An 11507-nucleotide genomic window follows, 5' to 3' on the forward strand; every position below is an offset into this window, starting at 1 on the left:
AAAGAAAAGACCAAATTTTCTGTTTAAATTCAGCTTCTATAAAGTCCTATTTGATTTCGTTGACATCAAACTGAATAATTTTTATATTGTTCAGTTGTAGCACAAGTGTTAAGACGATAATCTAGTCACCATTTGTACACATTATTTATAAATCACTCACCTATTGGGGCTGAGATTAAATTCAGCTTTTGCATTACTGACTCTAATTTTTTCGATACATCCGTATCAGCTTCATATAAGGGTAGACGAGTTGAACCTACTTCCCAACCTTGCAGTTTGAGTGCTTCTTTGACAGGAATGGGATTTGTAGTTAAAAATAGAGCTTTAAACAATGGAAACAATTGCAAATGAATGTCAGTAGCAAGTTGAGTATTTCCCACTTTCCATGCTTGAATCATTTTTTGGATGTGATTACCCACTAAATGAGAAGCTACACTGACTATCCCTTGAGATCCTATGGCTAACATTGGTAAAGTTAAAGAATCATCTCCAGCGTAAATCTGAAATTCTTTGGGTGTCAAGCGACGGATTTCACTCACTTGATCTAAGTTACCACTGGCTTCTTTAATGGCGACAATGTTATCAATTTCCGCTAATCTTACCACTGTTTCGGAACTGAGGTTTTGTCCCGTGCGCCCAGGAATGTTATACAACATCATTGGCAGGTCAGGACAGGACTGGGCTATTGCCTGAAAGTGTTTGTATAATCCAGCCTGTGGCGGTTTGTTGTAATAGGGAACTACTTGTAAAGAACCATATACTCCTATTTTAGCTGCTTTTTGGGTGGCGGCGATCGCTTCTTTGGTGTCATTAGAACCAGAACCAGCAATTACTTTAGCTTTACCTGATACAGTTTGCAATACCTCAACAAATAATTGATATTCTTCGTCCCAAGTCAGGGTTGGAGATTCGCCTGTTGTTCCACATACCACTATTGCATCTGTACCGTTGTTAACTAGATAATCTGCTAGTTTGGCAACTACATCATAATTAATACTACCGTCTGCCTTAAACGGCGTAATCATAGCAGTTACAATTGTTCCAAAATCTCCCACACTCTTTTCTCTCCTAATTTGTTAGTTGTCAGTTGTCAGTTGTTAGTTGTCAGTTGTTAGTTGTCAGTTGTCAGTTGTTAGTTGTCAGTTGTTGATTATCTAATGATTCATGACAAATGACTGAATTTAAACTTATACTGTAGTCAATTTCAGTAAATTTTTTCTAGTAATAATTCAGCAATTTGCACTGCATTTAAAGCTGCACCTTTACGGATTTGGTCGCCGCATAGCCATAAGTCTAAACCGCAAGCATGAGAAATATCCTGGCGAATTCTTCCCACCAAAACCTCATCTTTACCACTAGCATCTATAGGCATCGGAAAATAATTTGCTTGCCAATCTTCTACTAATTTCACCCCAGGGGATGTTCTTAAAATTTCTCTAGCCTCATCTGGATCAAAAGGTGTTTCAAATTCTAGATTAATGGCTTCAGAATGGGCGCGGAGTACGGGAACCCGTACACAAGTTGCGGTAATTCTGATTTCTTGATTACCAAAGATTTTGCGGGTTTCGTTCACCATCTTCATTTCTTCCTCACAATATCCCCAGGTTGTCATGGGAGAATTATGGGTAAATAAATTAAATGCCAATGGGTAAGGTAAAATCTCCGCTACTGGTTGCTTTCCTTGTAGTATAGCGTCACTTTGGATTTTTACTTCCTCCATTGCCTTCGCCCCAGCACCACTAGCCGATTGATAGGTGGCAGCGACAATCCTTTTAACTGGTTTAACTTGATGTAATGGCCAAACTGCCAAGGACATGAGAATTGTCGTACAGTTGGGATTGGCAATAATTCCTTGGTGAGTAAAGGCGGCTTGGGGATTTACCTCTGGAACTACCAAAGGGACATCCGGGTTCATGCGAAAGGCACTGGAATTATCAATTACCACTGCTCCTTTTTCTACCGCTACACTCGCCCAAGTTTTGGAGATGCTACCTCCAGCACTGGCTAAGACTATATCTAGGTTTGCCAAACTGCGATCGCTCACCGCCTCAATTTGGATCTCTTCCCCCTTGAATCTGAGTGTTTTTCCCGCACTGCGTGGCGATGCCAACAATTTTAATTCAGCCAGAGGAAAATTTCGGCTTTCTAGTAATTCCAGCAACTCAGTACCTACAGCACCAGTTGCTCCCAAAATAGCTACACGATAGGACTTAGACAAACTCGACTCCTCCTTTAAGAGGTAACTAGCACTTTTTTAGGACAACTTAAAAAATCAAATGTTTCTGTTGTTCCTGTCAACAGCAGATTTTCAATAGTAAAATTTGCATATTCTCGTGATTATATCCCAATTTTTGATGACTATTGAGAGATTTGAGACTTTGTTGCTTACAGCGGTCTCCGCTCTTATGAGTTACATCCTAGCCCCCTCATCGCTTGCGGGGAGGGGGTTGGGGGTGGGGTTCTTGTACCTCATAACACCAGGAAGTGCTGTATATTGCAGTTAAAATTAATTTATATCGCACTCTACAGCTATGGAAGTCATAGCAAATCAAATTGTCATAAGAATACTCAGTAAGTGGGAAACTTAGTGTCTTCAAACCTGAGAGGGAAGCGACTCGTGCGGTTTTAACCCCCTTAAATATTTTCTCATTACCGCCTTGGAGTTGGCAAATTCGGGGTACTCTTGTGATGTACTTTCAACGGGACAATTACCGATTCAAATTTCCCAACTCTGTACGCATAATGTTTTGCTCCGAAGAGCCTCCCTTTCGGGGTGATGTTAGCCTCGTCAATGTTTTAAGAGCTTTTTAGACTTGCAACACTGTTTCAGTGACTTTAAAACTGTTTAATTGCAAATGACAGAGCAGGGAACTAGCTTCGCATTCCGGGGTGTCGTGACTCAAAAAACGTAGTCAGTGAAGACTTAGACTGGTCAGTACAGTTTGCAATTTCTTACAAGCTCATTCCCTTTATGGCTGAGTTACTGACACTACATTATCGTATAATATCCCATTATACAGCAAACTGCAAAAAAGAAAACCAAGGGCAATTAACATTTGGGTATTTGCTAGAAGCCCTGCCTGTAAAGTTATGTTACCGGAACTATGGCTGCTATGTTGAAAGAATATCATAAAGTGTTCAGTCCTTTACTTTTTGCAGTAAAATGGATCTCTGCTGAAAGACATTCACACGCATTTGTGTCTGAATGATATCTATTCAGAATATGATCGCGTCTAGAAGACAGCGAGTGAACTTAGGTCGGGATAACCGATCCTATACCCCGTAGAAGTAAATGTCTAGACTTGTCTAGTATTTAGATAGCAGATTAAAATACCAGAAAAATAGAAACAACGCATGAAAGTTACCCAGGAAAAACTTCCCGCCAGTCAAATTGGTTTACAAATAGAAATTACACCGGAAATTACCAAACAAAAATACGAGCAAGCTATTAGAAAATTAACTAATACCGCAAATATTCCTGGGTTTCGCAAAGGCAAAGTCCCCCGGCAAATATTAATACAACGTATCGGTAATCTTCGCGTCAAAGCAACCGCCCTAGAAGAAATGCTGCAAGAAGGCATTGACCAAGCAATTAAACAAGAAGCAATTAGCACTCTTGGTCAGCCCCAACTAAGTTCTTCCTTTGATGATTTAATTGTCAATTATGAACCAGGAAAACCCCTGACTTTTACCGCTTCTGTGGATGTCTTCCCAGAAGTCAAGTTAAACCAATACACTGGTTTAGAAGTTAAAGCGGAGGAAATTAAGTATGATCCTACCCAAGTAGATACAGTTATTGAAGCCCAAAGAGAAAAATCAGCAACTTTAGTCCCCGTAGAAGGACGTGCCGCCCAAATCGGTGATATGGCAGTAATTGACTTTAAGGGTGTAATTGCCAAAAATGAAGGGGATGATCCTGATAGTGAAGCCAAACCAATTCCCGGTGGAGAAGGAACTGATTTTCAAGTTGAGTTACAAGAAGATAAGTTCATTCCCGGTTTTGTCTTGGGTATAGTGGGCATGAACCCTGGAGAAACCAAAGAAGTATCTGCTCAATTCCCAGATCCTTATGGTAATGAGGAGTTATCTGGTAAAGCGGCTCTGTTTACCATTACCCTCAAAGAAATTAAAACCAAAGAACTACCCGAATTGGACGACGATTTTGCCCAATCAGTCAGCGATTTCGAGACCTTAGAACAATTGCGGGCATCCTTAGAAGAACGGTATCAAAAAGAAGCTGCCGATAAAACCAAAGACAATCAGCAAGAAGCGTTAGTCAAAGAACTACTCAACCATGTCGAAATAGATTTGCCGACAACACTGATTGATCAAGAAATTGATGCTATGCTGTCACAGACGGCCATGAAATTGTCCGAGCAAGGAATAGATGTCAGAAAGCTATTCACTCAAGAAATTATTCCCCAATTACGTGATAGATCCAAACCTGAAGCTATAGAACGTCTCAAGCGGACGCTATCTTTACAAGAAATTGGCAAACGTGAATCTATTGAAGTGGCAACAGCAGAAGTGCAAGCTAGAGTCGCCCTATTGATGGCAGAATATCCTGATCAAGATTTGGATGAAAATAGATTGCGTGGAGTGGTTAAAGAAGAACTTTTAACCAAAAAAATCGTTGATTGGTTGCTAGAACGTTCATCTGTGGAACTAGTAGCGGAAGGTTCTCTAAGTGCGGCGGAAGCAACCGAAAGCACTGAAGCAGTTCAGGAAGCAGAAACCAGTAATCCTGAGTAATTGGTAATTGGTAATTGGTAATTGGTAATTGGTAATTGGTAATGGGTAATTGGTAATGGGTAATGGGTAATGGGTAATGGGTAATGGGTAATTGGTAATTGGTAGTTAGGAAATATCTACCCCCAACTCCCCCTACCCCCCCTACCTCCCCTACCTCCCCTACCCCCCTACCTCCCCTACCTCCCCTACCCCCCCTACCTCCCCTACCCCCCCTACCTCCCCTACCTCCCCTACTCCCCCCACCCCCCCAACTCCCCCAACTCCCCTACCTCTTACTCCCACCTCCTGAATTCTGCCATATAGGGCATAATGGTTAACAGTTCACAATTTCATGCCATTTATTTTTAAATATTCTAGTATGCTTGTATCGCAGTCGGGAAATTACCCAATCAACAGCTTGAGTCCTATTGGTACTAGTGGCAGTTCTAGCAGCCCTAGTAATATTGTGCCAATGGTGGTAGAACAGTCTGGGATGGGAGAAAGGGCATTTGATATCTACTCCCGCTTACTCCGCGAGCGGATTATTTTTTTGGGAACTCCCATAGATGATGTTGTAGCTAATTCCATTGTTGCCCAATTGCTTTTCCTCGATTCTGAAGACGCGGAAAAAGATATTCAATTGTACATTAATTCTCCTGGTGGCTCTGTCTACGCGGGTATGGCAATCTATGATACAATTCAACAAATACGTCCCGATGTTGTAACTATCTGTTTTGGGCTGGCAGCGAGGATGGGGGCTTTTTTATTAACATCTGGAACTGCCGGAAAGCGGATGTCTTTACCTGACTCCCGGATTATGATTCACCAACCCCTGGGTGGCGCTCAAGGACAAGCTATTGACATTGAAATTCAAGCGCGAGAAATTCTTTACATTAAGGGCGAATTAAATCAATTAATGGCCAAGCATACTGGTCAACCCTTGGAGAGAATTGAGGCTGATACCGAGCGCGACTTTTTCATGTCAGCAGAAGAGGCGAAGAATTATGGTTTGATCGATCAGGTCATTTCTAGACAAAATCTTCCCACAGCAGGGTAAATCGTCGTCATTCTGAAATAAGAGGCTGATATGTCTAAGTACGACTCCCATTTAAAATGTTCATTTTGTGGCAAGTCTCAAGAGCAGGTACGTAAATTAATCGCAGGTCCGGGAGTCTACATCTGCGATGAATGCGTTGACTTGTGTAATGAAATCCTCGATGAGGAATTGCTGGATACCAGTGCTGCGGCTGCATCACCACCGGCGCAAAAGTCAGAACCAACTGAAAAACGTCGTACCAGTTCGTCTAATCTCTCGTTTAATCAAATCCCTAAACCGAGAGAGATTAAAAATTATTTAGACGAACACGTTATCGGCCAAGATGAAGCCAAAAAGGTGCTATCTGTGGCTGTTTACAATCATTATAAGCGATTGGCTATTCTTCAGTCTAAGGGTAATGCCAATGCTGGGACAGATGATGCGATCGAACTACAAAAGTCCAATATTTTACTGATTGGACCGACTGGTTGCGGTAAGACTCTCTTGGCACAAACTCTGGCGAAAATTCTCGATGTTCCCTTTGCTGTTGCTGATGCTACAACCCTGACGGAAGCTGGGTATGTGGGTGAGGATGTGGAAAATATCCTGTTGCGTCTGTTGCAGGTGGCAGATTTGGATGTGGAGGAGGCTCAACGGGGTATTATCTACATTGATGAAATTGATAAAATCGCCCGGAAGAGTGAAAATCCCTCAATTACCAGAGATGTTTCTGGGGAAGGGGTACAGCAAGCTTTATTGAAAATGTTGGAGGGGACTATTGCTAATGTTCCACCCCAGGGCGGACGTAAGCACCCATATCAAGATTGTATCCAAATTGATACGAGCAATATTTTGTTTGTCTGTGGTGGCGCTTTTGTCGGTTTAGAAAAAGTTGTAGATCAGAGGGTTGGGAAAAAGTCAATTGGCTTTGTGCAACCTGGAGATTTGCAAACTAAGGAAAAACGGGCTGCTGATACATTACGTCATCTGCAACCAGATGATTTGGTGAAATTTGGCATGATTCCTGAGTTTATTGGTCGGATTCCCATGGTGGCTGTGGTTGATCCTTTGGATGAGGATGCGCTGATGGCAATTCTAACTGAACCACAGAGTGCTTTGGTGAAACAGTACCAAAAACTGCTGAATATGGATAATGTCCAGTTGGATTTTAAACCAGAGGCGTTAAAGGCGATCGCTCAAGAGGCTTATCGGCGCAAAACTGGAGCGCGGGCTTTACGCGGTATTGTGGAAGAGTTGATGCTGGATGTAATGTATGAGTTACCCTCTCGCAAGGATGTGACTCGCTGTACAATTACTAAGGAAATGGTGGAAAAACGTTCTACTGCTGAACTAATAGTACATCCTTCTTCTTTACCTAAACCAGAGTCGGCTTAAAAGTCATTAGTCACTAGTCATTAGTCATTTGGATTTTGACTCTTGACTCTTGATTTTTTAATTTTTAATTCTTAGTTTTTAATTCTTGCAATGACTTATATAAATGTTCGGGGTGTAGACCATTATTACGAGTGGATGAAAAAACCATCAAATGTTATGAAACCGGTGATGGTTTTTTTGCATGGTTGGGCTGGTTCAGCGAGATATTGGCAAAGTACGGCTGAGGCTTTATTAGATAATTTTGATTGTTTATTATATGATTTACGGGGTTTTGGTCGTTCTCAATGTCAACCCCAAAATAATGGGAATTTAAGTTATGAATTAACAGAATACGCGGAAGATTTGGCGGTTTTATTAAATGAGTTAAATCTTGATCGTGTTTATGTTAATGCCCATTCTATGGGCGCTTCTATTGCAACTTTATTTTTTAATCGTTATCCCGAAAGAGTTGCTAAGGGAATTTTAACTTGTAGCGGCATTTTTGAATATGATGAAAAAGCTTTTTCTGCTTTTCATAAATTTGGTGGTTATGTGGTGAAATTCCGCCCGCAGTGGTTAAGTAAAATTCCTTTGGCTGATAAAATGTTTATGGCTAGATTTTTACATCGTTCTATTCCTAAAGCGGAAAGTCAGGCTTTTTTAGAAGATTTTGTTAATGCCCATTATGAAGCGGCTTTAGGGACTATCTATACTTCTGTGAGTAAAGAACAAGCGGAAACAATGCCGGAAGAATTTGCAAAATTAACTATCCCGACTTTGCTGATTGCTGGGGAACATGACATTATTATTCCGGCTAAATTGGGGAAAACGGCGGCGGCTTTAAGTGATAAGGTTCAATTAAATATTATTCCCAATACGGCGCATTTTCCGATGTTGGAAGACGCAGAAACTTATTTAGCAATAGTCAAAGAGTTTTTAAGTTGTTCATAATTGGTAGAATCAGATCCCCGACTTCTTAGAGAAGTCGGGGATCTTTATTTATATGTGTGTTATTTTAGAGGTAAATAGGGGGTAAATTTATGACAATTACCAGTAATTTTACTACTAAGTTACAAGGACTCTATGAAACTGATGATTATTTATGGTTATTAGAAACTATTAATTTATTGAAACAAGGTCGTTTTGATGAGGTGGATTTAGAGAATTTAATTGAGGAGTTGGAAGACTTGGGAAGTGAAAAGAAAAATGCTGTAGAAAGTTTATTACAGCAAATTATTAGACATTTATTACTGTATCAGTATTGGACTATTGAAGTTGAGAGAAATTCTGGTCATTGGCAAGCTGAGATTTATAGTTTTCGAGATCAACTTAATGCTAAATTAACCACAAATTTACGCAATCATTTAGTTGAAGAAAAATCAAAAATTTACCAAAGGGCATTAGGATATGTGAAAAGAAAAACTAATTTTCAGGTTGATTTTCCTGAACAATGTCCTTATTCTCCTGAACAATTGTTAGATATTGACTATTTACCTAATTGAGTTAGAGAATTAAGGCTCTTGCGTCTCTTTTATGGTGATTGAGGATTGATGATAACAAAACCCTTACGGGACAAGGGTTATAAACAATTATTTCCATATTTTCAATGAAATGCCTACACAATAGGGCTTTGAATGATTTTGAACCAGGTTTTCCATAAAAATAACCGAAAAACCAGAATTAATTAATTAAATTAGGAGGTAAAAATATGAATGTTTTGACTAATTTACAACAACTCTATGAAACAGATGATTATTTATGGTTATTAGAAACTATTAATTTATTGAAACAAGGTCGTTTTGATGAGGTGGATTTAGAGAATTTAATTGAGGAGTTGGAAGATTTGGGAAGTGAAAAGAAAAATGCGGTTGAAAGTCTTTTAGAACAAGTTATTAGACATTTATTATTATTGCAATATTGGATAGAAGAAAATGAAACAAATCCTTATCATTGGCAAGCTGAAATCGTCAGTTTTAGAAATCAACTTAAACGACGTTTAACTGGTAATTTGCGTAATCATTTAGCTAAAGAAATGCTAAATCTTTATGCTGATGCTTTGAAATATGTGCAGATCAAAACTAAATTTAAAGTTAATTTTCCCGCAGAATGTCCTTATTCGCTGGAACAATTGTTAGATATTGATTATTTACCTAATTGAGTTAAAGAAACAATTAAAGAAGTTAGGAGGTAAAAATATGAATGTTTTGACTAATTTACAGCAACTCTATGAAACAGATGATTATTTATGGTTATTAGCAACTATTGATTTATTGAAACAAGGTCGTTTTGATGAGGTGGATTTAGAGAATTTAATTGAGGAGTTGGAAGATTTGGGAAGTGAAAAGAAAAATGCAGTTAAAAGTCTATTAGAACAAGTAATTAGACATCTTTTATTACTACAATTTTGGACGGAGGAATCTGAAAGAAATTATTATCATTGGCAATCAGAAATTTTAGGTTTTCGTTATCAACTTGAGGATAGATTAACAACGAATTTACGTAATTATCTAGCTGAAGAGATGGATAATATTTATAATCGGGCTTTGAAATATGTGCAGATAAAAACTAAGTTTAAAGTTGATTTTCCCGCAGAATGTCCTTATACTCTTGAACAATTGTTAGATATTAATTATTTAGGTTAATATTCAGATCCCCGACTTCTCTAAGAAGTCGGGGATCTTTGAGTGGGATCTTTGAGTACATATACCAGGAGTGCATTTTATGAAGTTCAATCGCAATCAAGTTAAAACATATCTCCAATCATCTGATTTTACATCTTTATTTATTGAAGAGTTGGGTTGGGATTATGCTGATGGTTCTCCCATTTATTTAACTGTAGATGAGGAAAATTATACTATAGAAGCTGCTGCCCAAAAACGCGGGATGATGGTTTATCATTGTGTATCTGAAAATGGCATTTTACCCAATTCTAAAGTTAGAAAAAAGATTGATACGGAAGTTACAAGTTATAGTCAAGAACATTTAATTATTTATACTGATAAAAAGCAAGAAAAGCAGGTTTGGCAATGGGTAAAAAGAGAATCTGCAAATAAAACTAAAGCCAAGGAAACTACTTTTAATATTACTCAATCTGGAGAGTTATTAACTCAAAAGTTGGAATCTTTATTTATTGATTTTGCTGAAGAAGAAAATTTAACTTTAACTGATGTTACTCAACGCACTCAAAAGGCTTTTGATATTGAAAAGATTACTAAAAAGTTTTTTGATGATTTCCAGTTAGAACATCGGAAATTTGTTACCTTTATTAAAGGTATAGATAATATCAAGGATGCTAATTGGTATGCTTCGGTGATTTTGAATCGGTTGATGTTTATTTATTTTCTCCAGAAAAAGGGGTTTTTAGATCATGGAAATACTGATTATTTACAAGATAAGTTGAAGGTTAGTCAAACCAAAGGTAAAGATTTATATTATCAAGAGTTTTTACAAACTTTGTTTTTTGATGGTTTTGGTAAAGCTGAAAAGTTCCGTAAAGATGGAACTGCGGCTTTAATTGGTAGAATTAAATATATTAATGGTGGGTTATTTTTACCCCATATTATTGAAGAGAAATATCGCGGAAAAATTAGAATTAGTGATGGTGGTTTTGAGGATATATTTAAGTTATTTTCTGGTTATACTTGGCATTTAGATGATACTCCCAGTGGTAAAGATGATGAAATTAATCCTGATGTTTTAGGGTATATTTTTGAGAAGTATATTAACCAAAAGGAGTTTGGCGCTTATTATACTAAACCGGAAATTACTAATTATCTTTGTGAACGGACTATTAATAAGTTTATTCGTGAGAAGATTGGTAATGTACCCTCGTTCCCATGCTCTGCGTGGGAATGTGAACCCAGAGGCTCTGCCTCGAAAATAGAGGAGGTAGAACCTCTAAGAGGGCATTCCCAGTCTGGAGACTGGGAACGAGAAAATAATCAATTGTGTCAGCAATTATTAGATGAGATATTACCTCAGCTTTCAATTTTAGATCCTGCTTGTGGTAGTGGGGCTTTTTTGGTGGCTGCTTTACAACATTTAATTAAGATTTATACTGCCATTTTTGACTTTATTCAAGTTTCGGGAAATGAGTCAAATCAAGCTAGATTAAGTAAGATTCAACAAGATCATCCTTCTTTGGATTATTATATCAAAAAGCGGGTAATTACTGACAATCTCTATGGTGTGGATATCATGGAGGAAGCGGGTGCGATTCGTTGTTAGCTGAATCACGGTAATCAGTCCGTACATAAGCCAACCAACCTAATCCAATCATGGAAAGAGGTTGAACTCTCGGTCGGATATGGGTGTAAGTCCCATCTACCAGACTCAGGTATGACTCCCTATCTGCCCACGATGACCC

At 38.5% G+C, this 11507-nt stretch carries 10 protein-coding genes; 8 read left to right on the forward strand and 2 right to left on the reverse strand.

Going from position 1 to position 11507, the window contains the following annotated elements:
* Positions 1-152: 152 nt before the first annotated feature.
* On the reverse strand, positions 153-1055 hold the full coding sequence (gene dapA, locus AA650_RS22280) for a 4-hydroxy-tetrahydrodipicolinate synthase (protein WP_053540702.1): 903 nt from the start codon (positions 1053-1055) through the stop codon (positions 153-155).
* Between the two features lie 149 nt (positions 1056-1204).
* Positions 1205-2218 (reverse strand): aspartate-semialdehyde dehydrogenase, encoded by a 1014-nt coding sequence (locus AA650_RS22285; RefSeq protein WP_039202646.1) that lies wholly within the window; start codon positions 2216-2218, stop codon positions 1205-1207.
* Positions 2219-3354: 1136 nt separating this feature from the next.
* Between AA650_RS22285 and tig the strand changes: the two genes are divergently transcribed.
* The 8 genes from tig to AA650_RS22325 all read left to right on the forward strand — a co-directional run bounded on the left by tig (position 3355) and on the right by AA650_RS22325 (position 11368).
* Positions 3355-4752, forward strand: coding sequence for a trigger factor (gene tig / locus AA650_RS22290; RefSeq protein WP_053540703.1), 1398 nt, complete (start codon positions 3355-3357; stop codon positions 4750-4752).
* 358 nt (positions 4753-5110) lie between these two features.
* Positions 5111-5788: an ATP-dependent Clp endopeptidase proteolytic subunit ClpP gene (clpP, locus tag AA650_RS22295; RefSeq protein ID WP_053541379.1), complete on the forward strand. Its 678-nt coding sequence runs from the start codon at positions 5111-5113 to the stop codon at positions 5786-5788.
* Positions 5789-5818: 30 nt separating this feature from the next.
* Positions 5819-7162: an ATP-dependent protease ATP-binding subunit ClpX gene (clpX, locus tag AA650_RS22300; RefSeq protein WP_053540704.1), complete on the forward strand. Its 1344-nt coding sequence runs from the start codon at positions 5819-5821 to the stop codon at positions 7160-7162.
* Between the two features lie 90 nt (positions 7163-7252).
* The gene (locus AA650_RS22305; protein WP_053540705.1) at positions 7253-8092 is read left to right on the forward strand and encodes an alpha/beta fold hydrolase; all 840 of its coding nucleotides are present in this window, start codon (positions 7253-7255) and stop codon (positions 8090-8092) included.
* An 89-nt stretch (positions 8093-8181) separates the two neighbouring features.
* Entirely contained in the window at positions 8182-8643 is a 462-nt protein-coding gene (locus tag AA650_RS22310; RefSeq protein WP_053540706.1) for a DUF29 domain-containing protein, read from the forward strand.
* Between the two features lie 206 nt (positions 8644-8849).
* On the forward strand, positions 8850-9299 hold the full coding sequence (locus AA650_RS22315) for a DUF29 domain-containing protein (protein WP_053540707.1): 450 nt from the start codon (positions 8850-8852) through the stop codon (positions 9297-9299).
* Positions 9300-9336: 37 nt separating this feature from the next.
* A complete protein-coding gene (locus AA650_RS22320; RefSeq protein ID WP_053541380.1) occupies positions 9337-9783 on the forward strand; it encodes a DUF29 domain-containing protein in 447 nt (148 codons plus the stop codon).
* Positions 9784-9862: 79 nt separating this feature from the next.
* Positions 9863-11368: a DNA methyltransferase gene (locus AA650_RS22325; protein WP_053540708.1), complete on the forward strand. Its 1506-nt coding sequence runs from the start codon at positions 9863-9865 to the stop codon at positions 11366-11368.
* Positions 11369-11507: the final 139 nt, after the last annotated feature.

It is taken from the genome of Anabaena sp. WA102 (assembly GCF_001277295.1).
GTDB lineage: Bacteria > Cyanobacteriota > Cyanobacteriia > Cyanobacteriales > Nostocaceae > Dolichospermum > Dolichospermum heterosporum.